Source organism: Phytohabitans rumicis (assembly GCF_011764445.1).
Classification (GTDB): domain Bacteria; phylum Actinomycetota; class Actinomycetes; order Mycobacteriales; family Micromonosporaceae; genus Phytohabitans; species Phytohabitans rumicis.
In genome coordinates this window covers 507690-531896 of sequence record NZ_BLPG01000001.1, presented here as the reverse complement: position 1 = coordinate 531896, position 24207 = coordinate 507690, and the positions used below count along the sequence as shown (strand labels likewise).

Genomic DNA, 24207 nt, shown 5'->3' with positions numbered 1-24207 from the left:
GACCCCGGGGCGGGGCGATCTGCGTCGCCCTTACGTTCCCTCGGTGCCGACGTTGAGGATGTTGCCGTCCGGGTCGCTGAACCAGACCGCCTTCATCCCCTCGCTGACCATGACGTCGTCCTTCCACTCCATGCCCTCGTACTCGAAGGTCTGGAAGGTGATGCCCTTCTTGCGCAGGGCGTCCACCTCGGTGTCGAAGTCGTCATCGCTCACGGTGAAGGTGACGGCGGTGGCCTGGTTGGTGCCGGCGTACTCGGATTGGTAGACAAAGAGATTCCCCGTGCCGCACCTGTACATGATCCCGCCGGGAACCTCCTGCGTGGGAGCGAGACCGAGGGTGCCTTCGTAGAACTTTCGGGCCCCTGCCATATCTTTCGTCGGCAGTGTCGCGATCGGTGTGCTATCCGACAGCATGGCAAATCTCCTCTGCCGTTGAGCCCCTGTGCCTTCACTCACGCTACGCCGGCCATCAGCGGTCGGCAGGCAAACGCCAACCCCTGCGCGCGGAGGTGCCCCAGCACCTCGAGTACGGCGGGCGACACCCGCGCCTGCCGGCGGTGCAGGGCCACCATGGTGACGACGGTGGTGTCGCCCACCAGCGGCCTGGTCACGATCAGGCCGGCCCGTTCGAGCGGATCGCCGAGCACGCTGTAGTCGGGCAGGACGGTGAGCCCGATGCCCTCGGCGACCATCATCTTGCCCATCTCGGCGCCGTCGGTGGAGTGCCACGCGGCGGGCAGGTCGGAGCCGAAGAGCCGGTGGGCGAACCGGTACATGAGATAGCCCGAGCGCATCGCGACGAATCGCTCCCCGCGTAGGTCGTCGGCCGAGACCTCCGCCTGGGCGGCGAGGGGATGCCCGGCCGGCAGGACCGCCGCGGGGCGGCCCACGAGCAGGGCGGTGGCCTCCAGGTCGGGTGGTACGTCGTCGCCGTCGAGCAGGTTGACCAGGCCGAGGTCGAGGGTGCCCTCGGTCAGCGACACGTGGATCTCGTCCTGCTGCAGGTTGCGCACCTCGACCGCCGCACGGCTGTTCGCCGCCTGGAAGGCCCGTACGGCGGGCAGGACGAGCGAGGCCGTGCCGGCGTTGACGGTGCCTATCCGCAGCAACCGGCGCGTCGCCAGCTGGTCGCCGGCGGCGGCCTTGAGCCGGTCGACCGACTCCAGCACGTCGACGATGGGCTGGAGCAGCTCCCGGCCGGCGAGGCTGATCCGCGCACCGGAGCGGTGCCGGTCCAGGAGGGTCACGCCGAGCTCCCGTTCGAGCTTGCGGATGGCCTCGCTGATGGCCGGCTGTGATACGTGCAGCTGCTCACTGGCGCGGCGCAGGGAGCCGAAGCGGGTCACTGCGGCGAGGTACTCGAGCTGCTCAATGCGCATGACGCACTCCGGAGGGTGATCGGGGGCGTCGCCTGGGTGATCGGCAACGCCTTCCATGGGACGGCTTGCGCCGCAGTGGCCTACTAACCCTATAGTGTTAGTAGAGATTCCGTCGATCTTTCAAGGAGGTGGCCGATGAGCGAGCTCGCTCTTGTCTCCCGTCGGCACGTCGACCTCCTGCGCACCGCCAGCTGTCTGTGTCGATGAGCTGACGCGGCCGCCGGCCGTGCCGCCGTGCGAACCCTTATCCCGCCCTTCGAGGCATCAGACCGCTGACCGTCGTACCGGAGAAACGCATGTCTAAGAAACGCCTGATCCTCAATCTCTTCGAGATGAACTGCGTCAGCCACATCACCCATGGGTTGTGGCGGCTGCCGGACAACAACCGGGAGCGGTTCAACGACATCGAGTACTGGACCGAACTGGCCCAGTTGCTCGAGGAGGGCGGCTTCGACGCGGTCTTCCTGGCCGACGTCATCGGCACGTACGACGTGTTCCGCGGCTCGGCGGCCACCTCGATCCGGGAGGGCCTGCAGATCCCCAACAACGACCCCGCGTCGGTGGTACCGGCCATGGCGGCGGTGACGAAGCACCTTGGCTTCGGCATCACCTTCTCCACGACGTACGAGCCGCCGTTCGCGTGGGCCCGCCGGATCAGCACCCTGGACCACCTCACCAAGGGGCGGGTGGGCTGGAACATCGTCACGTCGTACCTGCCCAACGCCGCCCGCAACTTCGGGCACGACGGCGAGGTCGAGCACGACACCCGGTACGAGAAGGCCGACGAGTACCTCGACGTCCTCTACAAGCTGTGGGAGGGCTCGTGGGACGACGACGCGATCGTCGCCGACCGCGAGGGCAACGTCTTCGCCGACCCCGCCAAGATCCGCCCGATCCACCACGAGGGCCGGTGGTTCAAGGTGGAGGGCCCGCACCTGCCCTCGCCCAGCCGGCAGCGCACCCCCGTGCTGTTCACGGCGACCGCCAGCGCGGCCGGCACGACGTTCGCCGGCAAGCACGCCGAGGTGGTCTTCACCGGCGGACCCAACGTGGAGAGCCTGCGCAAGACGATCGCCGGTATCCGGGAGGCGGCCGTCGCGGCCGGCCGGCGGGCCGACGACGTCCGCTTCGTCAGCATCGCCGGGGTCATCGTGGCCCCCACGGAGGCCGAGGCCAAGGCCAAGCTCGCGCGCTACCAGGACCTCGCCAGCCCCGAGGGTTACCTGGCCCACACCAGCCTGCCCTGGGACCCGACGGCCTTGCCGCCGGAGCTGAGGCTCAAGGACGCGACCGACAACGACGGCGGGGTCGGCCGCTGGCGCGTCTTCGACCCCGAGCAGACCGTCGGCGAGTTCGTCGCGGGCTTCGGTGACCTGGGTCGCCAGCCGCTGCTGGCGGTCGGCAACCCCGAGCAGGTGGCCGACGAGATCGAGCGCTGGCTCGACGAGGTCGGCATCGACGGCATCAACCTGCTCCAGTACCACTCCCACGACACCACCCGCGACTTCATCGAGCTCGTCGTGCCCGTCCTGCGCGAGCGCGGCCGGCTGCGCCGCGAGTACGACCAGCACGAGACCCTGCGCGACCGCATCTTCGGCGAGGGGGACCGGCTCCCCGACCGCCACTTCGGCACCCGCTACCGCGGCGGTGCCCATCTACCGGTGAGCGGCATCGCCGACCCGGCCCAACCACACAAAAAGGAAGCACTGGTATGAGAAAGCCCCTCGCTGCTCTCGCTAGCACTGCCCTGCTCGCGCTCACCGCCTGCGGCAGCACCAGCGTCGGCGCGGCCGGCGGGACTCCGAAGACCGGCGGCACGATCATCTACGGCCACGTCCAGGAGCCGCCGTGCATCTTCGGTGGCTGGATCCAGCAGGCGTACATCTCCCGCCAGGTGCTCGACGGGCTCGTCACCCTGGCCGAGGACGGCAGCATCAAGCCGTGGCTGGCGACGCAGTGGTCGGTGTCGCCGGACGGGACGACGTACACCTTCACCCTCAAGGACGGCGTGAAGTTCACGGACGGCACGCCCGTCGACGCGGAGGCGATCGCCTGGAACTTCGACTACTGGGAGAACCAGGGCGGCAACGGCACCGCGAAGGTGTCCATCGACCCCTACTACAAGTCCGCCAAGGCCGTGGACGCGACCCACGTCGAGATCAGCCTCAACAAGCCCTACCCGCCGTTCCTGACCCTCATCACCCAGGGGTACTTCGGCATCCAGTCGCCCACGGCGTTCAAGGCCCGTACCGAGAAGGAGAACTGCGAGAAGCCGATCGGCTCGGGCGGCTTCATCGTCAAGGAGTGGAAGCACGGTGAGGAGGTCGTGCTCACCAAGAACCCCGACTACACGTCGTGGCCGGCCACCGCGAAGCACGAGGGCCCCGCGATCGTCGACGAGGTGCGCTGGAAGTTCGTCGCGGACGGCGTGTCCCGTTACGCCTCGCTGAGCACCGGCGAGTCGCACGTCGTCTACGAGGTGCCGACGGTGAGCTGGAAGGACGCGGAGTCCAGGTACCAGACCATCCGCTACATCACGCCCGGCAAGCCGGTGTCCTTCTACATCAACACCAAGGTCGGGCCGTTCACCGACAAGCTGGTCCGCCAGGCGTTCGCGTACGGCGCCGACCGGAAGGCGGCGGTCGAGGCGGGCTTCCACGGGGTGATCCCCTACGAGGGCAACCCCGCGGTCAGCCAGGCCACCCCGGGCTACGACGCCGAGGTCGCCAAGGCGTACGCCTACGACCCCGCCAAGGCGGGCCAACTGCTCGATCAGGCCGGCTGGACGGGCAAGAACGCCGACGGGATCCGGACCAAGGACGGCAAGGCGCTGACCATCAAGCTCGTCTACGGCGCCGGGTTCATCTTCACCCAGGAGGGCGCGACCGTCCTGCAGGTGCTGCAGGAGCAGTGGAAGCAGGTCGGCATCGGCGTCGAGCTGGTCCCGGCGACCATGGCCGAGCTGTGGGGCGGCAAGTTCTCCGACCCGAGCACGTTCGACGCCACACCGTCGTACTGGACCAGCCCCAGCTCGGCGATCCTGTGGATCGTCTGGCGTCCGTCCACAACGGACAATCCCAACGGCAGCAACCGGTCCTTCTACAACAACGAGACGCTGTCGCAGACGATCCAGCAGGCCAACACCGAGCAGGACGTGACGAAGGCGAACGCCCTCTACGGCCAGGCGCAGAAGATCATCCAGGACGACGCGGCGGGCATCGGGCTCTACACCCAGAACTCCACGTACGCGATCGCCCCGAACCTCAAGGACGTCTGGCTCGAGAAGAGCCAGGGCGAGCCGGTGTTCTCCGATGCCTACTTCACGGAGTGAGACGGCAATGATCAGAAGGATCGTGGTCAAGGTGGCGTCCTCGGTGGCCGTCATCGTGGCGGCCGCCTCGGTCACCTTCTTCGCACAGCTGGCGGTGCCCGGCGACCGGGCCACGGCACTGATGAACCTGCAGACGGGGCAGGACAAGAAGTGGACGGCGCAGGAGTTGGCTCCGCTCAACGACCGGTACGGCTTCGACGACCCGATCGTCGTGCAGTACCTGCACTACGTCACCGGCCTGTTCCGCGGTGACCTCGGTACGTCGTACACCCAGAAGCGCCCCGTGCTTGAGGTGATCGGCGGGCAGCTGCTGCCGAGTCTGACCCTGACCGTCGCGGCGCTGGCGGTCGCCTGGCTGCTGGCGCTCGGCGTGACCCTGCTGACCGTCAAGCGGGGGCGGCTGCTGTCCGGCCTCGGCAGCGCCTGGGAGGCGCTGACGGCCAGCCTGCCGCACTACTGGGTCGGGGTCGTCCTGCTCGTGGTCTTCGCGGTCCAGCTCCGGGTGTTCCCGATCATCGGGGCACCAGCGCGTGGGGCACGGTCCTGCCGGTGCTGACCCTGGCGATCCCGCTGGCCGGCTTCCTCGGCCAGGTCACCCGCGACGAGTTCGAGCAGGTGCTGGACCAGCCGTTCGTGACCACGGCCCGGACCCGGGGGATGTCCGACCTGGGCGTACGGCTGCGCCACGTCCTGCGGCACGCCGTCGTCCCGGCGATCACGCTGTCCGGCTGGGCGCTCGGCGCGCTCATCGCGGGTGCCGTCATCGCCGAGAACATCTTCGGCCGGCCGGGGATCGGGCAGGTGCTGGTCACCGCGGTCAACACCCGCGACCTGCCCACCGTGTCCGGCATCGTGCTGGTGGTGGCGGCCGTGTACGTGGTGGCCAACCTGCTGGTCGACCTGGCCTACGCGGCGATCGACCCGCGGTTGGGAGGTGCCCGGTGACCGCCCAGACGTACGCGCCGGCCCGGGTGATTCCCCGGCTGCCGTCGATCGGGACGGTGCTGGCCCTGCTGGTCGTCGGGTTCGTCCTGGTCGCGGCGATCGCTCCCGGTCTGCTCACCGACCGCAGCCCCACCGCGATCGACCTGGCCTCGACCCTGCAGCCGCCGTCCTGGCAGCACCCGTTCGGCACCGACGACGCCGGCCGGGACCTGCTCACCAGGGTCATCTACGGTGCCCGCCAGTCGATGGGCATCGGCCTGGGCGCGACCGGGCTGGCGTTCCTGATCGCCATCGGGCTGGGGTTCACCGCCGCGCTGGCCGGCGGTGCGGTCGACGCGGCCATCACCCGGCTGCTCGAGGTCGCCTTCGCGTTCCCGGCGCTGCTGCTCGCCCTGCTGGTCATCACGGTCCGCGGCCCGTCGCTGGCGACCGAGATCATCGCCGTCGGCATCGGGTCGGCACCCGGGTACGCCCGGATGGTCCGCGGCCAGGTGCTCGCCGTACGCCAGGCCGGCTTCATCGAGGCGGCCGCGGCCCTCGGGCACCCACGGTTGTCGGTCATCCGCCGGCACCTGTTCCCGAACGCGATGCGGCCCCTGGTGGCGGTCGCCACCCTGGGTGTCGGCCAGTCGGTCGTGTGGGCCTCCGGGTTGTCGTTCCTCGGCCTGGGCGTGCCTCCACCGAGCTCGGAGTGGGGCGCGCTGCTCGACGCGGGCCGCCTGCACATCACCACCTCCTGGTGGCTGGAGATCCTGCCCGGCCTCGTGATCGTCCTGGTGGCGCTCTCGGCGACGTCGCTCGGGCGCACCCTGCAGAACCGACTCGGAGGAGCCTCCCGATGACCACTGTGGACAGCCGTCTGGAAGACCGGATAGACGTGGAAACCCGTACCGCCCCGCTGCTGCGCGTGGAGAACCTGCGGGTCTCCTTCGCGGGCACCGATGTGGTCAAGGGCATCTCGTTCACGGCCCGGCCGGGCGGCTGCCTGGCCATCGTCGGCGAGTCGGGGTCCGGCAAGAGCGTGACCGCCCGCACCCTCGTGGGGCTGACCGGTGCCCACTCGCGCGTCACCGCCGACCGGCTCGACCTCGCCGGCACCGACCTGCTGCACACCTCCGAGCGCGCCTGGCGGTCGCTGCGCGGCAGCCGGGTCGGCTTCGTCCTCCAGGACGCCCTCGTCTCCCTCGACCAGCTCCGCAGGGTCGGTGACGAGGTGGCCGAGCCGCTGCGGCTGCACGGCTGGGGCCGGCGCGCCGACCGGGCCGCCAAGGCGATCGAACTGCTCCGGTCGGTCGGCGTACCCGAGCCGGAGGTTAGGGCGCAACAGCGGCCGTACGAGCTCTCCGGCGGCCTGCGCCAGCGCGCCCTGATCGCCTCGGCGATCGCGCTGGATCCGCCGCTGCTGATCGCCGACGAGCCGACCACCGCGCTCGACGTCACCGTGCAGGCCCAGGTGCTCGACCTGCTCGCCGCCTCCAAGGAACGCGGCACGTCGATCATCCTGATCAGCCATGACCTGTCCGTCGTGGCCCGGATGGCCGACGAGGTCGCCGTCATGCGGGACGGCGAGATCGTGGAGTACGGCCCGGCCAGCCAGGTCCTCTACGACCCGCGGCACGAGTACACCCGGATGCTGCTCGATGCGATCCCGTCGGAGCACACCCGGGGCACCCGGCTCACCACCCCGACAGCGCGTACCCGCCGGCCGGTGGACGAGGGCACACCGGTGCTTGCGGCCAGCCACCTCACCAAGGTCTTCCGGGGCCCCGACAAGGTGGACCGCACGGTCGTCGACGACGTCTCCTTCGAGCTGTTCGGCGGCGAGACGCTCGGCATCGTCGGCGAGTCCGGCTCGGGCAAGACCACCCTCGCCCGGATGGCGTTGGCGATACTTGGGGCCACCGCGGGGGAGGTGCGGCTGCGCGGCGAGCCGTGGTCGGCGCTGTCGCCGGCCCAGCGCCGGCCGCTGCGCCAGCAGGTGGGCGTGGTCTACCAGGACCCGCTCAGCTCCTTCGACCCGCGCTGGTCCGTCGGGCGCATCCTTATCGACGCGCTGTCCACCGCCGCCCGCCCGCCAAGCTCCAAGACCGAGGCCCGGGAACGCGCCGTGCGCCTGCTCGAGCAGGTCGGCCTGCGCGAAAGCCACCTGAACGCGGCGCCGCTGCGCCTGTCGGGCGGGCAGCGGCAGCGGGTCGCCATCGCGCGGGCGCTGGCCCCGGCGCCGTCCGTCATCGTCTGTGACGAACCGGCCTCCGCACTCGACGTCTCCATCCAGGCCCAGGTGCTGGACCTGCTCACCGACCTGCAGGACGACCTGGGCGTGAGCTACCTGTTCATCTCCCACGACCTGGGCGTGATCCACCACGTGAGCGACCGGATCCTGGTCATGAAGGACGGCCGGGTCGTCGAGCACGGCACCGCCGACGACGTCTTCGACCGGCCGCGGCACGCCTACACGCGGCGGCTGCTCACCGCCGTACCCCGGCTGCGGTCGTCATGACTGAGCTAGCTGGCGCTCGCCTCCGCTCGCGCGGGTGCATGACCGGAAAGGTGCCCGTGCTCGCGGCGGCCGAGGCGGTCGCGGTCGCCGCCGAGCTCGCCGCCATCTTCGCCCGCGACGCCGCCGAACGCGACGCGAACCGCCTGATCCCGCTGGTCGAGCTGGACAGGCTCAGCGAGTCCGGGTTGCTGGCGATCACCGTCCCCGCGCCGTACGGCGGGGCCGACCTGCCCACGGAGACCGTGGCGGAGGTGTTCCGGCTGCTCTCGGCTGGCGACCCCAACATCGGCCAGATCCCGCACAGCCACTTCGTCTACGTCAACCAACTGCGCCTGCGGGGCACCGACGCCCAGCAGAAGCTGCTTTTCGCGGAGGTCCTCGCCGGTCGCCGCTTCGGCAACGCCCAGTCCGAGGCCAACACCCGGCACGTGCGCGACATCAGGACCACCCTGACCGCCGACGGCCCGGGGCGCTGGCGGCTCAACGGTCGCAAGTTCTACGCCACCGGCGCCCTGCTGGCCCACCGGATCCCCGTGCTGGCCCACCTGGGGCCGGACGGCCCGCTGCACGTCGCCTGGGTGGACCGGCACGCCGGGGGCGTCGAGGTCATCGACGACTGGAACGGACTGGGCCAGCGCACCACCGCCAGCGGCTCCGTGGTGCTGCGCGACGTGGACGTACCCGACGACCTCATCACGCCGTTCGCGGTCACCTTCGAGGGGCCGCAGACGTACGGCGCCTTCGCGCAGGTGCTGCACGCGGCGATCGACGCCGGCATCGCCCGCGCGGCGCTGACCGACGCCGCCACCTTCGTACGCGAAAAGAGCCGGCCCTACCCGGACGCGCAGGTCGAGCGGGCCGCCGACGATCCCCTCGTGGTGCAGGCGTTCGGGGAGATCGAGCTGGCCGTGCGGGGATCCGAGGCGCTGCTGGCCGAAGCGGCCCGAGCCATCGACCGGGCCAACGCCGACCTGACCGCGGCGTCCGCGACGGCCGCGTCCCTGGCCGTCGCCGCGGCGCGGGCGGCCACCACGCGGGCCGCCCTCGATGCCGGCAGCCGGCTCTTCGAGGTGGCCGGCACCCGGTCCGCCGCCGCCGGGCTGGGCCTGGACCGGCACTGGCGCAACGCCCGCACCCACACCCTCCACGACCCCGCCGCGTGGAAGGTCCAGCACCTCGGTCGCTGGGCCGTCGACGGCACCCCGCCCCCCAACCACGGACAGGTGTGAGCCATGACCGACCTGAAGTTCCACTGGTTCCTCCCCACCAACGGCGGCGACGGCCGGCACATCGTCGGCGGCGGCCACGGCACCCCGGCCGGTACCGGCGGGCGCCCCGCCTCGGTCGCCTACCTGGGCCAGATCGCCCGGTCGGCCGAGCAGCTCGGCTTCGAGGCCGCCCTGACCCCGACCGGCGCCTGGTGCGAGGACGCCTGGATCACCACCGCGATGCTGAGCAGCGTCTCCGAGCGGTTGAAGTTCCTGGTGGCGTTCCGGCCCGGCCTGGTCTCGCCGTTCCTCGCCGCGCAGATGGCCGGTACGTTCCAGAATCTGTCCGGCGGCCGGCTGCTGCTCAACGTGGTCACCGGGGGCGAGAGCCACGAGCAGCGGATGTACGGCGACTTCCTCGACAAGGACGCCCGCTACGAGCGCTGCGGGGAGTTCCTCGACATCGTCCGCGCGCTGTGGTCCGGCAAGCCCGTCGGGGTCGAAGGAAAGCACTTCCAGCTGTCCGACGCGGTCCTGGCCCAACTGCCCGACCCGGCGCCGCTGATCTACTTCGGCGGCTCGTCGCCCGCGGCCCTCGACGTGGCGGCCCGGCACGTCGACGTCTACCTCACCTGGGGTGAGCCGCCGGCCGCCGTCGCCGAAAAGGTGCGCCGGGTGCGTGAGCTGGCCGAACGGCAGAGCCGGACGCTCGCCTTCGGCCTGCGGGTGCACACCATCGCCCGGGACACCGCCGAGGAAGCCTGGGCGGAGGCCGACCGGCTGCTGGCCGGGATCTCCGAGGAACGGATCCGTGAGGTCCAGGCCGGCCTGCGCCGCAGCGAGTCCGAAGGCCAGCGCCGGATGCTCGCGCTCAACGGCGGGACCAAGGACGGGCTGGAGATCTACCCGAACCTGTGGGCCGGCGTCGGACTGGTACGCGGCGGCGCCGGCACCGCGCTCGTCGGCAGCCACCAGCAGATCGCCGACCTCATCGAGCAGTACGTCGAGGCGGGCGTCACCGAGTTCGTGCTCTCCGGCTACCCGCACCTGGAGGAGGCGTACCGGTTCGGCGAGGGGGTGCTGCCCGAGCTGTCCCGCCGGGGCGCTGGCGGCACCCGGCGCCCGTCCGGCAGTCGGCGTCCGCCGTACCCTTCGGCGCCGCGGCGCCGACCGAAAAAGGAGTCGCGTCGTGACCGTGCTGCGCACCAACCAGGACCTCGACCCCCACCGGTTGCGGGAGGTGTTCGGCATCTTCCCCAGCGGGGTGGTGGCCGTCGCCGCCCTCGTCGACGGCGCGCCCGTCGGCCTGGCCGCCAGCTCGTTCACCTCGGTCAGCCTCGACCCGCCGCTGGTGTCGTTCTCCATCGCGAACACGTCGAAGACGTGGCCCGACCTGCGCCGCGCGGCGCACCTGGGCATCACGATCCTGGCGGACCACCACTCCACCGTGGCCCGCCAGCTGGCGGGCGCCGTCGGCCAGCGGTTCGACGGACTGCCGCTGACCGCGACGGGCGAGGGCGCGGTCACCCTCGACGACGGGCTGGCCACATTCGACACCACGATCCATCGCGAGGTGCTCGCCGGCGACCACACCATCGTGCTGCTGCGCCTGCACGCCGTACGCCACGCCGGGCAGGCGGATCCATCGCCGCTGGTCTTCCACCGCAGCCGGTTCGGCCGGCTCCAGCCCGGCTGACGCCCGCCCGCCTGACGGCCGCCTGGCCGACTGGAATGTGGACGATCGCCCGTTCGCTGTCCACTGTGTACGTCTTACTGTTCTTGTTGTGCATGTGGGGGTGCTCGGGCCGACGGAGCTTGCCGTGGATGGTGTGCTCGTCGACCTCGGTGGTGTCAAGAAACGCATGGTAGTGGCGGCTTTGGCGCTCCACGCCGGCCGTCCGGTCTCGGTCGACTCTCTGATCGACGTCTTGTGGGGCGAAGACCCGCCGCCGACCGCGGTCCCGACGCTCCATGTCTACGTCGCGGGAGTCCGCCGGCTGTTCGAGCCGGACCGTCCGGCGCGCGCCCGGCCCCGCGTCGTGGTGACGGTGACCCCGGGCTACGCCCTGCGGTTGCCGGTCGGTGCGGTGGACGCGGCGGCGTTCGACGCGGCGGTGGACGAGGCACATCGGCGGTTGGGGGCCGGTGTGGTCGCCGCCGAGGTGCCCGCTCGCCCGCGGCTCGCCGCCGAGGAGTTGGTCGGGCTGGTCGGCCAGCTGGACGGCGCGCTGGCGTCGTGGCGGGGCGAGCCGTACGCGGACCTGGCCGATGTGCCCGCGGCCGTCGCGGAGCGCGCGCGGCTGGAAGAGCTGCGGGCGGTGGCGCTGGAGGACCGCGCGGTGGCGCGGTTGGCGCTCGGCGAGCACGGTACGGTGGCCGCCGAGCTGGAGGCGTTGACGGCCCGGCATCCACATCGCGAGCGGTTGTGGCTGCTGCGGGTCCTGGCCCTGGCCGGGTCGGGCCGGCAGGCCGACGCCCTGGACGCGCTGCGGCAGGTGCGCCGGATCTTCGCGGACGACCTGGGACTGGATCCCGGAGCCGCGCTGCAAGGGCTGGAGGCCGCGGTGCTCCGCCAGGACCCGGCGCTGATCTGGCGCCCCGACGAGGGTACGGGCGCGCGGCAGGCACCGGGCCCTGTCCCGAGCCTGCCGGCGGTCGATGTCCATGACTCTCCGGTGCGGTGGCCCATGGTGGGCCGGGTGGACGAGCTGGCCGCTCTGTTCGGGCTGCTGGACCGGGCGCTCGCGTCGGTACCGAGTTTCGGGCTGCTGGTCGGCGAGGCGGGCATCGGCAAGACCCGGTTGACCGAGGAGTTGGCGGCGCTGGCCCGTACCCGGGGGTTCGCGGTGCTGTGGGGGCGGTGTTCCGAAGACGAGGGTGCGCCGCCGATGTGGCCGTGGGTCGGTGTGCTGCGCGCGCTCGCCGACGCGGTCCCGGCCACGGACCTGCCCGCGGCCGCCCGCGACGACCTGGCCGAACTCTTCGAGCTGCTGGCGATCGGTCTCGGGCGGGGTACGGAGCCGGCCCATGACCCGAACGTGGCGCGGTTCCGGCTGTGGAGCGCGGCGACCCGGCTGCTGGTGGCCGCGTCCGGAGCGCGGCCGCTGCTGATCGTGCTGGACGACCTGCACTGGGCCGACCCGTCGTCGCTGCGGCTGCTCAGCCACCTGGTGGAGGAGTTGACCGGCGGCCGGGTCGCCGTCCTCACCACCCGGCGGCCCTACCCGGAGCCCACCGGCGCGCTGGCGCGGGTCGCGGAGCTGCTGGGGCGGCAGCACGCGCTCCGGCTGGACCTTTCCGGCCTGTCGGCGGCGGCGACGTCCGCGCTGGTGGAGGCCGTGGCCGAGCGCAAGGCCACCGCCGCCGAGGCGGAGACGCTGCGGGAACGCACCGAGGGGAACCCGTTCTTCATCGTCGAGCTGGTGTGCCTGATGGGGGACCGGCGGGACGCGCTGCCGTCGGCGGTCACGGACGTCGTCACCCGGCGCGTCGCCCGGCTGCCGGGGGCGACCGGTGACGTGCTGCGGACCGCCGCCGTCATCGGCCGCCGCTTCGACCTGGCCCTGCTCGCCGACGCGGTCGGCCGGGACGAGGAGGCCATCCTGGACGACCTCGACCCGGCCCTGGCCGCCGGCGTGGTCGGCGAGGAGGAGACGGTGGACCGGTTCCGGTTCGCGCACGCCCTGGTCCGGGACGTCGTGTACGCCGGCCTGCCGGCCGCGCGACGGGCCCGGCGGCACGCGGTGGTCGCGCGGTCCCTGTCGGCGCGGGACGGCGCCGCCGAGCGGCTCTCCGAGGTGGCCCGGCACTGGCTGGCCGCCGGGCCGGCGCACGCGCCGCGGGCCTGGCGCGCGGCCGCGGCCGCCGCGGCGCATGCCGGGGACCTGTGCGCGTACGAGGAGGAGGCGGCGCTGCTGGCGGCGGCGCTGGAGGCGCAGCGCGGCGACGGCGCGGCGACCCCGCTCGACCGGTACGACCTGCTGATGCTCCGGGCGGAGGCGTGCCGGTGGCTGGCCGACCGCAACGGGCTCACCGAGGCGATCACGGCCGCGGTGGCCGAGGCCGAGCGGATGGGCGACGTCGTGCGGGTCGCCCGCGCGGCGGTGGCCGCGACGGAGGGAGCGTTCTTCCAGCTGCGGCCGTACGGCCAGACGGACGAGGAGGCGATCGCGGTCCTGCGCCGGGTGCTGCGCGACCTGCCGCCGGACGACGGCGAGCCGCGCTGCCGCGCGCTGCTGACCCTGGCCGGCGAGCTGTACTACGGCGACGCGTCGGCGTACCGGACGGCCCTGGTGGAGCAGGGCATGGCGATGGCGCGCCGGATCGGCGACCCGGCGCTGCTGGTCTGGGCCTGCCAGACCGCCTTCGTGGCCACCTGGCGGGTCGACACCGCCGACCTGCGGATGAGCTTGTGCGATGAAGGGCTGGCCGCGGCGCAGGAGCTCGGCGACCCGGTGCGGGAGGCGATCCTGCGCACCCAGCGGGCGATCGTCGCGGCCGAGCTGGGGCGGATCGCGGAGTTGCACGTCGAGGTGCGCCGGGCCCGGGCCGTCGCCGACCGCCTGCGGCTGGACCACCTCTCGATCATCCTGACCGAGGTGGAATGGCCATGGCTGGCCATGCGCGGACAGGCCGGTGACGTCGAGCGGCTGCTGGCGCGACAGCGACGGTTCGCGGAGCTCACTTCGGTCCCGCAGTACCAGGTCGTCCTGTCCATCAGCATGGCGCACGGGTTGCAGTGGCGGGGTCGGGCACACGAGATCGCGGACATCTACCAGGAGGCCATGGACCGCAGCGCCCTGCCGATGGAGATGAACACGCTCTGGGGGCTGGCGCGCGGCGACCGGCTGGCCGAGGCGCGCGTCGCGTACCAGCGGTGGGGCATCCCGCTGACCAGCAACGACTGGGGGAGCCTAATGGAACGTTGCCAGGCCGCGGAGGTCGCGTTCGGGCTGGGCCTCGCCGAGGCGGCGGCGGAGATCTACCGCTGGCTCGCACCCTACGCCGGCCGGTGCTGTACCGCGGGTTTCGGCGGCGCGCTCGGCCCGGTGGACGCCTTCCTGGCCCTGGCCGCGTCGGCGGCCGGCGAGCGGGACGCGGCGGCCCGGCACGCCGACGACGCCCTGCGGCTGTGCGCCGAGTGGGACATCCCGCTCGCCGCGCAGTGGGTGCGCGAGCAGCGGGAGCGCGGCGGGTTCTGACTCAGACGCCCTACGCCCGCGGGTAGCCGAACGCGGCGCGCTCGCGCCGCTCGAACGGGCGCCGCCAGAACAGCCGCCACAGGATCGCCAGCGGTCGCGGGACCGCGGCACGGATCCGGGTCCGCTCGGCCGCGGACAGGCCGGCCAGCACCCACGGCACCATGAACGGGATGTCCCGCGGCCGGTACGCCGACGCGAAGTGCTCCTTCCCGACGCGTTCCCAGTCGGCCGGGGTGAGATGGCGCTGCACCAGCGCCATCGCCTCGCTCTCCTCGTGGGCCAGGTGCCGGGACAGCCGCTCGCCCAGCGCCACCACGCGTACCTCCAGCGCGTCGAGGGCGTCCGGATCGGCGTGACCGGCGAGCCGGTCGAACCCTTCGGCGCAGGAGCGCAGCAGCGGGTCGATCTCGGTGTGCTCGGCTTCCATCGCCGCCAGGGTCGCCCGCCCGGCCGCGTCGCCGTCGGCGTCGACCCGCGCCAGCAACAGCGGCCACAGCCCTTCGTCCTCGCCGTGGTGATGCTTGTGCAGGATCCCGGCGAACCGCGCCCAGCGGGCGGCCAGTGCCGTCCACGCGGCGCGGTCCTCGGCCGGTGTGTGCAGCACCGCGGCCCGGAACGCCGCCAGGTCGCGGCGGAACGCGTGATGCATGACGTACATCCCGCCCAGGTCGACCGGACCGGGCGGAGCCGCCGCCTGGCCCGGCAGCGTGATCTGTTCGACCCTCGTCGCGGTCATGTCGCCGCCCCTTTCCGCGTCGCACCCAGGCACGTGCCGGGACGCGCCCACCGTGCGCCCGCGTCCTTGGCGCCGGCTTGCGCCCGGCTTAAACCCGCCGCGCGAGGGCTTAAGCGCCGCCCAGCCACGCGGCAAGCGGCTCGTGCGACGGTCCAGCGGATTCGACAGCCATGACCGAGGAGCACACGATGCGCACCACTCGAAGACCACGGTTCGGCCCCACGATCGGCCTGGCCGCCGCCGTGGCACTCGCCGTACTTACCCAGACCGGGGCGGTGCCGTTGACGCCGGCCGCGTTCGCGCCGGCGGACCCGCTGCCGCGGGCGTACCAGGTGACCAGCGTGGCTGAGGCCGGCACCGCCGCCGACGGCGTCGACTATCTGGCCCTGTCCGCCGACGGGGGTACGGCGGTGCACCTGGCGCCGCGCGGCGAGGACCCGCCCGTGCTGGTCGCCACCACAGTGGACACCGGCGACCAGGAGGTCGTCGGGGTGGGCCTCGCCGGCCAGCCGGTACCGGAGGTGGTGGCCGCCGCGGTGAGCGCGGACGGCCGTACCGTGGCGTTCTTGGCACAGGGATCGAGCGCGGCGGAGCTGAACCTGCCCGCGAGCGCCGACCCGGAGATCACCCAGGCGGTGTTCGTCCGCGACCGGCTGACCGACGCCACCGTCTGGGTGCCGATCCCGGACCTGGGCGTGCCGGCGTCGCGGCACCTGCTGAACGGCATCGCGCTCAGCGCCGACGGCACCCGCCTGGCCACCCGGATCTCGTTGCCGCTGCCCGAGTACGCCGGCCTGGCCGCCGAAGGCGTGCTGCTGGCGACGCTGTCGGCCGGCACCGCGCCGGCGTCGCGGGTCGTCCGGCCCGAGGACCTGGTGCCGCCCGGGTCCGACCCGGCCGCCGTCAGGCCGGAGGTTCGCGGCTTCGCCCTGTCCGGCGACGGCGCGGTGCTCGCCGTGAACGCGCGGCGCGCGAGCGCGCCGGTGCTGCTGCGGTTCGCCGCCGGAACGGGCGCGCGGCTGCCGGCGGACCGCGCGTTGACCTCCGCGCAGGGGTCGGCCTGGTGGCCGAACCTGGACCACACCGGGCGCCGGACCGCGCTCGGCGGCAGCGCGAACGGCGTGGTCATCGCCGATCTGACCGCCGGGCCGCAGGCCGACGTCACGCTGGACCCGCGGACCGTCGCGCCGTTCGTCTCCGGCGACCTGGACATGCTCGGCAGCGCGGCCCCGTCCCGCGCGACGCTGAGCGCCGACGGCTCCACTGTGGCGTTCAACTGGGTGGGTGCACTGTGGACGCAGCCGGCGCAGGCCGGCAAGCCGGCCCGGCTGGCCAGTCCCGGCCTGGACGGCCGGATCGCCGACCCGCTCCCCGGCGAGATCCCCAGCTATCCGGACGCGGCGATCGCGCCGTCGATCGGCGCCGACGGCGCCGTGCTGGCGTTCCTGTCCACGAGTACGGCGTTCGTCGCGCCGCGCACGGATGAGCCCGGACCGCCGCGCCTGTACCGGTCGGTGCCCGCCGACGCGCCCGCCCCGAGCTGGCCCGACGGGGCGCGGCTGACCACCGTGCCGGGCACCACCACCGTCGAGGTGACCTGGCCGGCGGCGAACGGCACCCCGGCGCGCTACGAGGTCGCCGTCAACGGCACCGCGGCCGCGACCGTCGCGGCGCCCACCACCCGGACCGTACTGACCGACCTGCGACCCGGCTCCACCGTGGACATCGCGGTGGTGGCCCGGGACGGGTCCGGCCGCGCGTCGGCGCCGCTGACCGCGCAAGTCACCCTGCTCACCGACCTGCCGCCCGGCGACGCGCCGCTGTCCGCGATCGCCGGACCCGGCGCCCGCGTGGGCCTGCAATGGGAAGCGGCAACGATGTCCGGCCTCACCGGCTACCGGATCCTGCGCGGCGGGGCCCGGCACACCGACCTCACCGCCGACACCACCTCCTATGTGGACACCGGCGTCGCGAACGACACCGGCTACACCTACCGCGTCGCGGCCCTGCGCGGCGACGAGGAGATCCGGCTCACCCGGGACGCGACCGTCCACATCGACAAGCTGACGATGGGCCAGACCGCGACGCACCTCCCGCCGGTCCTCGGCACCGGGTACCTCGCGCTGGGCCGCCAAGCCACCTTCGCGGTCGTCGGCGCCCCGGGCTTCACCGGCACCGCCGAGCTCACCGTGCGCACCGCGACCGAACCGGCCAAGCAGGTACGCGTCACGCTCGCCGAGAACGAGCCCGGCCGGTACACCGGCGCCTGGACCATCGCCGAGGGCGTGGTCGAGGTCGCCGGCGGCACCCTGCGCCTGGCCGACGGCGGGGGAGGGGCCCTGGACCGCCCGGTCGCCGGCCTGCCCAAGCCGGTCGGCGGCCTGGTGCGCGCACACGTCGACGCCCCGGCCGGCGACGCCGCCGGCGTACGCGTGCAGATCTGGAGCGACAGCGGGAAGACCGGCAGCGTGCAGCTGCTGGCCGGCGACGCCGACCTGCAACTGCCGGTCGCTCCGGCGGACGACCACCGGCTCACCGCCACCCGGCCGGACGGGCTACCGGCCACGCCGGCCCGCACGCTGGCGGTCGGCCGCGGCGAAGCCGTCGCGGTCGACGTCGCGCCGAGCGTGCCGGCGTCCGCGACGGTCACCGTCCTCGGCGGCGACGGCCGCCCGATGTCGGGGGTCGCGGTCGACGCCGCCGGGCCGTCCGGACCCCGTGCCGCCGTCACCGACGACAACGGGCGGGTGCTGTTCGCCGGCCTGGACGCCGGCGCCACCATCACCGCCACGGCACGGCTGTCCGCGGGCCAGCTCGCCGCGTACGGACTGGCGGGCAAGCCGGGCGCGCGGGCGACGCTGCGGCCGGGCGACAACCCGATCCAGGTCGCCGCGACCGCGCTGCCGCGGGTCCGGGTCACCGGTACGGTCGTCACCCCGCAGGGCAGGCCCGTCCGCGCGAGCGTCCTCATCATCCAGAACCTGCACGGCTCCGGCATCAGCGTCCGGACCGAATCCGGCGACGACGGCACCTGGAGCGCCGCCGTCCATGGTGGACTCGACGCACCGACCAAGATCACGGCGGACTTCGCCGGTGGCATCGCGGCCACCCTGGTCACCGTCGGCGACCAACCCCCGCCGCCGGTGCGCCTGGTCGTGCCCGGCACGCACGGGTACGTCGTACGGCCGACCCTGCGGGTGAAGATGCTCGACGCCGAGGCGACCGAGCAGCCGCTGAACTACAACAACGCCACCCACTTCGGTGCCACGCTGACCTGGCCGGATGGCAGCGCCACGGTGGGCGAGACCACGCCGATCCGGGTGACCCCGGGCACCGGCGTCCAGCTCTGCGTCGACGGCGCCCAGGTCGGCCTGCCCAAGGGTTGCGCCGAAACGACGGCCGGCGACAACCCCCACCTGCCGATCGTGGTTGCCGTCGAGGAGCGCGCCCGGTTCACCGCACGGATCCTCGACCCCACCGGCGCGCCGGTCACCGGCCGTACCCGGGTCAACATCCGGGCCGTCGACGGCACCGCCGAGCTCAACAAGGAGGAGGACGGCGCGGACGTCTCGATCAGCGCCCGGGTGCCCGGGGCGTACGTGCTGACCGTCCGGTCCGGTACGGCCACCTTCCGGCGGGTCGTCCAGGCCGTGGACGGGCAGATCACCCAGCTCGGCGACCTGCGACTGAGCGCGGTGGGCATCCTGGACGGGGCGAAGTCCGGGTTCTCCGCCGTCGACGACGCCGTCCTGCCCGGCGGTCTGGTCCGGCTCCGCGCGGACCTCGCGTACCGCAGCCCGACGACCGCCGGCACCGCGCGGATCACGCTGCCCGACGGCGTCACGGTGCCTGAGGGAGGAGTGCTGCTCGGCGACGCGCCCGCCACCTACACGATCGAGGAGGGGCAGCCGGACGTCCTGGTGGTCCAGCTCCCGCCGGCGCCGACCCGATCGCTTCGGGTCTTCGCCCACGCACCCGGGCAGGCCGGCCTGCGCCTCGGGTTCGGCCTGTCGGTGACGGCCGGACCGCAGACCGAGCCGGTCAGCACGGTCACCGTGCTGTCCGGGCACGTCAGCCTGACCGCCGGCGCCGCCAACGCCGCCGGGCGGGTCGCCGTGTCCGGCCGCGCCCCCGCCGGGTCCACCGTCGTCGTACGCGAGGAAGGCGCCGAACTCGTCCGCGCGACCGCCGGCCCCGGCGGGCTGTGGCACGCGGTCCTGGACCTCGGCGCGGGCGACGACGTCCGGCACCACCTGCTCCGCGCCGAGGCGGCGGTCGGCGACCAGGTCCTGGCCTCCAGCCCGGTCCAGGTCACGGTCGACCCGCACGCCGCGACGCTGCTGGCCGTGACGATGGCCCAGAACAACCGCGAGGTCACCTTCCGGCCCGCGGACGGCGTCGCCCGGTTCCCGTTCACCGCCGAGCCGGGCCCGGGCATCACGCTCACGGCCAGGTTCAGCGGCGCGGTGACGAACGTCGCCGGCCGCCTCGACGACACGATCGCGCCGATGCAGCCGGTGCCGGGCGAGGCGAACGCCTACCAGGTGCACTTCCCGGTGGGCTTCGACGGGCTCGGCGACGTCTCGGTGCTCTTCGACCCCATCGTGGAGCGCCCGACCCTGCCGGTACCGCCGATGCCGGCGGACACGCTGATCGACCCCGAGGACGCCACCCTGGCCGACCCCGTGGTCGACGGTGCGACGGTGTACCAGGACTTCACCGCGCCGGCACCGCGGCTGAGCCCGGGGGCCCGGCTCACTGGCCGCTTCACCGTCACCAAGCTGGACGGCTACCAGCCCAGCGCCGAGGATCGGGCTCGGGCCAAGGCGGCCGGCGTGGCCGTGTACGAAACCTCCATCCAGGCGTCGACGCCGGACGATGTCGCGCGTACCGGCGAGCTGGCCGTGACGGCGTCGATGGTCGCCGACCTGTCCACGTTCGGTTCGGCGGAGCCGACCCAGTTGGGCCGCACGGCGGCGGCGCTCGGCTTCTACACCGGCGCTGCACGTGTCGGGTTCACCTGGGCGTTCAACGGCGTGACCAACGTGGAGCAGGCATGGTCGGCCATCGCCGAGAAGGTCGTCGGCGGCAAGTACGGCACGGTCGAAAAGCTCCAGAAGATGGCGCTGGAATGCCACGACAGCGCCATGAGCGAGGCGTTCCAGAACTCCGTGCAGAGCCTGATGAACCAGGCCCTGGCGATGGACGCCTTCAACGCCGGGGCCAATCTGGCCGCCGTGCTGGTCGCTCCGGCGAGCGTGGGCATCCTGAGCGTGGCGATCTGGGGGGTGAGCTGGGGAGCCGGAAAGATCTTCGAGTACATGTTCGACAAGCGTGCCGAGGAGTTGCGCCGGCAGATGCTCGCCGAACCGCTCTGCCGGCGGCCCGAGCTGCCGGACACGGTGCCGGACCGGGGCGTCCGCCGCCACGGCATCGACGTCGATGACGCGGTCGATCCGGACGCCCAACCGATCTGGATCTACGACCCCTCGGGCGTGGTCTACGAGGGCACCTTCGACCGCCCGGTCACCGGTGCCACCGCCACGCTCCTGCACGCGCCGACCCCGGACGGTCCCTGGACCGTGTGGGACGCCGAAGAATTCGGCCAGACCAACCCGCTGCGCACCGACGACGCCGGGCGCTACGCCTGGGACGTGCCGGAGGGCTGGTGGAAGGTGGCGTACACAAAGGACGGGTACCTGCCGGCCGAGTCGAGGGTGCTCAAGGTCCTGCCCCCGCACACCGACGTACACGCCAATCTGGTCCGCGCGGGACTTGCCACTGTGGACCGGGTCGAGGCCGACCGGGACGGTCTGACCGTCACGTTCAACCAGCCGATGCGGGCCGACCAGGCGTTGGGTGGACTGCTCGCCGTGACGGCCGGCGACACACCCGTCGGCGGCCGGTGGACGGCGGTGTCACCCATGCCCGCACCGGCCGGACACCCGTACGCGGGTGAGCCGCTGGCGACCGCGTTCCGGTTCACCGGGGAGCGGCACACCGGCCAGGTCAGCGTCGGGGTCGACCCGTCGCTGCAGGACCACGCCGGCCGGGCGGTGGCGCAGGGCGACCAGCGCACCGTTTCCGTCGACTGGTCCGGCCCCGACCGCGTGCCACCGCAGGTGACCGTCACCGGGGTGACCCATGGCGCCACGTACTCGCTGGGCACCGTTCCACATGCTAGTTGCTCCACTGTGGACGACGGCTCCGGGGTGGCGACCGAGGCGGCGCTGTCCGTCACGGGCGGCACGCCGGCCGGGGTGGGGCAGTTCACCGCGACCTGTGCCGGCGCGGTCGACAAGGCGGGTAACCACGCCGCGCCGGTATCGGTGACCTACACGGTCGGGTACGTCTTCACCGGCTTCGCCGCGCCGGTGGACAACGCCGGCGTACTCAACAAGGCCACGGCGGGCCGGGCGATCCCCATCGTCTGGCGGGTCACCACGGGTACCGGCGCCCCGGTCACCGGCCTGACCACGGCCACGCTCACGGCCACCGCGCTGGACTGCCCGACCGGCGGCCGGACCGACACCATCGAGACGTACGCCAACAGCGGCTCGGGGCTGCAGAACCTCGGCAACGGGTACTACCGGATCAACTGGAAGTCCCCGAGGTCGTACGCCGGTAGCTGCAAGACGCTCCGCCTCGACCTGGGCGAGGGCCCGTCCACCGCACACACTGCACTGTTCCGGTTCGTTCGCTGAGCCGGCTCGGTCGATAACCCCGACCGGTGCCCCGCCCGCCGTCGCGGCAGGCGGGGCACTTGAAACAATCGAAGCAGTTCGATAATCTCTGCGACACCTGAGGTAAGCGCTTTCCAGTCATCAACGGCTCCGCCGCGCGGGCGACAGCCGGCAGTCGTCCGCGCCCCATCCCCACGGAAGGTCCGAAAATGACCAGAACCAACAGACGCGGCAGACCCCTACGGGCGGCTCTCATAGCGGTCATCACGCTGGCCGCGGCCGGCGTGGCCGCTGTCGTCGGCGCCACCAACGCGTCGGCCGCGACGATCGACACGAGCGCCTGGTACCAGCTCGTCTCCCGGCACAGCGGCAAGGCCATCGACGTCTGTAGCCAGTCCACCGCCGACCTCGCCTGCATCCAGCAATGGGCGCGCGCCAACCAAACCAACCAGCAGTTCCAGTTCGTCTCCTCCGGCAGCGGCTACTACCGGCTCAAGGCCCGCCACTCGGGCAAGGTCATCGACGTGCTCAACTGGTCGACCGCCGACGGCGCCAGCCTCGTCCAGTGGCCGGACACCAACGGCGCCAACCAGCAGTGGCAGGTGCTGGACACCGACAGCGGCTACGTCAAGCTGATCAACCGGAACAGCGGCAAGGCCCTCGACGTCTGGGAGTGGTCGACCGCGGACGGCGGACGGCTTTCGCAGTACACCGACACCAACGGCTGGAACCAGCACTGGCAGCTCGTCAACGTCGGCGGCGGCACCACCACGCCGCAGACCGGCCTCGCCGGCTGGGGCACCCAGGGCGGCGGCACCACCGGCGGCGGCAGCGCGGCCACCACGACCGTCAGCAGCGCCTCGGCGCTCACCAGCGCGCTGAACGCCAGCGGCGCGTCAGTGATCCGCGTCTCCGGCACCATCTCCTGCTCCGGCATGCTGGCCGTGTCGTCGAACAAGACCATCCTGGGCAACTCCGGTGCCACCATCTCCGGCTGCGGATTCAACATCTCCGAAGACAGCAACGTCATCGTGCGGAACCTGAACTTCACAGGCTGGAACGACGACGCCATCAACGTCCAGTACTCCACCCGGGTCTGGATCGACCACAACAGCTTCTCCAACGGGTACGACGGCGCGGTCGACATCAAGCGCGCCTCCGACTACGTGACGGTGTCCTGGAACCGGGTCTTCAGCCACGACAAGAGCATGCTGCTCGGGCACGACGACGGGAACGGCTCCGAAGACCGCGGCCACCTGCGCGTGACATACCACCACAACTGGTTCGACGGCACCAACCAGCGCCACCCCCGGGTGCGCTTCGGCAACCCGGTGCACGTCTACAACAACTACTACGGCAACGTCGGCTCGTACGGTGTGGCCTCCACCATGGAGGGTTGCGTCATCGTCGAAGGCAACTACTTCGAGAACACCGACGACCCGTACCACCGCGGTGAGGGCGACTCGCCCGCCGGGTCGCTGGTCGCCCGCAACAACCACTTCGTCAACTCCGGCAGCGGGGACGCCGGTGGCAGCTGCGGCAGCATCCCGTACTCGTACACAGTGGACACCGCCAGTGGCGTCAAGGCCAGCGTGACCGGCGGCGCCGGCGCCGGCCGGATCAGCGTGTAGCCCCCAGAAAGCCCAGTGTTCCGGGCGTTCCTCAAGCAGACTCGCTCTCTCTGAGGAACGCCCGGGACGGTACGCTCCGCCCTGTGATCCACATGAGGCCGTGTCTGGTGGCCGCGACGGCGGCCCTGCTCATGCTCGTCACCGGCTGTGGCGACCCGGTCCGGCCGTCCGGTGCGACGCCCTGGAGTCCTCCGGCCACCCGGATCCGGGCGACGCCACGTGGCCGGACCACGTCGCGCTGGACAACGAAACCGGCGCGTTGGCGGCCCCCGGGTTCAACGCCCTGGTCGACACCGCCGCCCCCGGCTGGGCGGAGTCGCCCGAGACCACCGCGGCCGAACTGCTGGACCTGAATACGCCGTTCGACGGCCCGATCGAGATCTACCTGCAGCAGCAGACCGAAGAGAGCGATTCGGTCGTGACCGTGACCCTCACCAGGTTGGGCGACGACTCGGTCGAGGCGAGGCGTTTCCGCGTCGTGCTCACCCGGGGCGACGACGGGCGGTACCGGTTCGTCTCGGGTGAGTGGAGCCAGCGCTGCCACTCCGGGCGGGGACACCGCAGCTTCGCGGCCAGCAACTGCTCCTGAGGAC

At 72.6% G+C, this 24207-nt stretch carries 16 protein-coding genes and 1 pseudogene; 14 read left to right on the top strand and 3 right to left on the bottom strand.

Annotated elements, in window-relative coordinates; genetic code table 11:
* Positions 1–30 precede the first annotated feature (30 nt).
* Together Prum_RS02320 and Prum_RS02315 are read right to left on the bottom strand one after the other, a co-directional pair.
* A complete protein-coding gene (locus Prum_RS02320) occupies positions 31–414 on the bottom strand; it encodes a VOC family protein (RefSeq protein ID WP_173073557.1) in 384 nt (127 codons plus the stop codon).
* A 38-nt stretch (positions 415–452) separates the two neighbouring features.
* The gene (locus Prum_RS02315) at positions 453–1379 is read right to left on the bottom strand and encodes a LysR family transcriptional regulator (RefSeq protein WP_173073555.1); all 927 of its coding nucleotides are present in this window, start codon (positions 1377–1379) and stop codon (positions 453–455) included.
* A 135-nt stretch (positions 1380–1514) separates the two neighbouring features.
* On the opposite strand from Prum_RS02315, the gene Prum_RS54845 reads away from it, so the two are divergent.
* The 11 genes and pseudogenes from Prum_RS54845 to Prum_RS02275 all read left to right on the top strand — a co-directional run bounded on the left by Prum_RS54845 (position 1515) and on the right by Prum_RS02275 (position 14564).
* Positions 1515–1586, top strand: a complete 72-nt coding sequence (locus Prum_RS54845) for a putative leader peptide (RefSeq protein WP_371871349.1) — start codon at positions 1515–1517, stop codon at positions 1584–1586.
* An 89-nt stretch (positions 1587–1675) separates the two neighbouring features.
* Positions 1676–3094: an NtaA/DmoA family FMN-dependent monooxygenase gene (locus Prum_RS02310; protein WP_173073553.1), complete on the top strand. Its 1419-nt coding sequence runs from the start codon at positions 1676–1678 to the stop codon at positions 3092–3094.
* The gene (locus tag Prum_RS02305) at positions 3091–4710 is read left to right on the top strand and encodes an ABC transporter substrate-binding protein (protein WP_173073551.1); all 1620 of its coding nucleotides are present in this window, start codon (positions 3091–3093) and stop codon (positions 4708–4710) included. The genes Prum_RS02310 and Prum_RS02305 overlap by 4 nt, the downstream gene beginning before the upstream one ends.
* 7 nt (positions 4711–4717) lie before the next feature.
* Complete coding sequence (locus Prum_RS49100) at positions 4718–5266, top strand: ABC transporter permease family protein (protein WP_218576963.1); 549 nt, start codon at positions 4718–4720, stop codon at positions 5264–5266.
* The gene (locus Prum_RS49095; protein ID WP_218576962.1) at positions 5260–5655 is read left to right on the top strand and encodes an ABC transporter permease subunit; all 396 of its coding nucleotides are present in this window, start codon (positions 5260–5262) and stop codon (positions 5653–5655) included. Before Prum_RS49100 ends, Prum_RS49095 begins: the two co-directional genes overlap by 7 nt.
* On the top strand, positions 5652–6497 hold the full coding sequence (locus Prum_RS02295) for an ABC transporter permease (RefSeq protein WP_173073549.1): 846 nt from the start codon (positions 5652–5654) through the stop codon (positions 6495–6497). The genes Prum_RS49095 and Prum_RS02295 overlap by 4 nt, the downstream gene beginning before the upstream one ends.
* Positions 6494–8155, top strand: a complete 1662-nt coding sequence (locus Prum_RS02290) for a dipeptide ABC transporter ATP-binding protein (RefSeq protein WP_173073547.1) — start codon at positions 6494–6496, stop codon at positions 8153–8155. The genes Prum_RS02295 and Prum_RS02290 overlap by 4 nt, the downstream gene beginning before the upstream one ends.
* Before the next feature lie 38 nt (positions 8156–8193).
* A complete protein-coding gene (locus Prum_RS02285) occupies positions 8194–9384 on the top strand; it encodes an SfnB family sulfur acquisition oxidoreductase (RefSeq protein WP_246277595.1) in 1191 nt (396 codons plus the stop codon).
* Positions 9385–9387: 3 nt separating this feature from the next.
* Positions 9388–10556, top strand: a pseudogene (locus tag Prum_RS48765) (LLM class flavin-dependent oxidoreductase).
* Positions 10553–11059, top strand: a complete 507-nt coding sequence (locus Prum_RS48760) for a flavin reductase family protein (protein WP_178132633.1) — start codon at positions 10553–10555, stop codon at positions 11057–11059. The pseudogene Prum_RS48765 and the gene Prum_RS48760 overlap by 4 nt, the downstream one beginning before the upstream one ends.
* A gap of 124 nt (positions 11060–11183) precedes the next feature.
* The gene (locus Prum_RS02275) at positions 11184–14564 is read left to right on the top strand and encodes an ATP-binding protein (RefSeq protein WP_173073541.1); all 3381 of its coding nucleotides are present in this window, start codon (positions 11184–11186) and stop codon (positions 14562–14564) included.
* A gap of 10 nt (positions 14565–14574) precedes the next feature.
* Here the strand turns inward: Prum_RS02275 and Prum_RS02270 are convergent, their stop codons facing one another.
* Complete coding sequence (locus Prum_RS02270; protein WP_173073539.1) at positions 14575–15300, bottom strand: hemerythrin domain-containing protein; 726 nt, start codon at positions 15298–15300, stop codon at positions 14575–14577.
* Between the two features lie 188 nt (positions 15301–15488).
* On the opposite strand from Prum_RS02270, the gene Prum_RS02265 reads away from it, so the two are divergent.
* The 3 genes from Prum_RS02265 (at position 15489) to Prum_RS02255 (ending at position 24203) form a co-directional block, all read left to right on the top strand.
* A complete protein-coding gene (locus Prum_RS02265) occupies positions 15489–22004 on the top strand; it encodes a PxKF domain-containing protein (protein ID WP_173073537.1) in 6516 nt (2171 codons plus the stop codon).
* A 188-nt stretch (positions 22005–22192) separates the two neighbouring features.
* Positions 22193–23614 carry a pectate lyase family protein gene (locus Prum_RS02260; protein WP_173073535.1) on the top strand — a complete coding sequence of 474 codons (1422 nt, stop codon included), beginning with the start codon at positions 22193–22195 and terminating at the stop codon, positions 23612–23614.
* Positions 23615–23714: 100 nt separating this feature from the next.
* Positions 23715–24203, top strand: a complete 489-nt coding sequence (locus tag Prum_RS02255) for a hypothetical protein (RefSeq protein ID WP_173073533.1) — start codon at positions 23715–23717, stop codon at positions 24201–24203.
* Positions 24204–24207: the final 4 nt, after the last annotated feature.